Source organism: Pseudomonas putida (assembly GCF_028682475.1).
Classification (GTDB): domain Bacteria; phylum Pseudomonadota; class Gammaproteobacteria; order Pseudomonadales; family Pseudomonadaceae; genus Aquipseudomonas; species Aquipseudomonas putida_AG.
Window position 1 is genome coordinate 1 of sequence record NZ_JANHLE010000112.1, and the last position, 480, is coordinate 480.

Below are 480 nucleotides of genomic sequence, written 5' to 3' on the forward strand. Positions count from 1 at the left end.
ATGTCGACCTTGGCGGCGTGGTGGATCCGTTTAGGCATCTACCCCGAACGAACCGGACTGGGGCGCCCGGACCAGAATGGCCGTCACGAACGCATGCATCGAAGCCTGAAGGCTGAGCTTCCCTTGGGACAAAGCTTTCTGGAACAGCAACTTCTGTTGGAGCACTTTCGCAACGAGTTCAACTATGTGCGCCCTCACGAAGCGCTTGCAATGAAGCGTCCGGGCGAGCTGTATGTGCCATCCAACCGCCCTTATCCCGGCTGTTTGCCCGATGTGGAATACCCGTCGGAAATGCTGGTGCGAAGCGTCAGGCAGAACGGATCGATCAAATGGAAAGGTAAGCTGTTGTTCATCAGCGAAGCCCTGGTCGGCGAGCGGATAGGGCTTAAGGAAGTGGAAGATGACATCTGGGAGCTGTACCTGTGTGACTATCCCTTAGGAAGGCTGGGACGCGGTGAAAACCGCGTCCAGGCCTAAAAT

General features: G+C 56.5%; 1 protein-coding gene. It reads left to right on the forward strand.

What is annotated here, in order from left to right; all coding sequences use genetic code 11:
* On the forward strand, positions 1-477 hold a 477-nt coding region (locus NPS47_RS25400; protein WP_274297447.1), incomplete at its 5' end, for an integrase core domain-containing protein.
* Between the last annotated feature and the right edge of the window lie 3 nt (positions 478-480).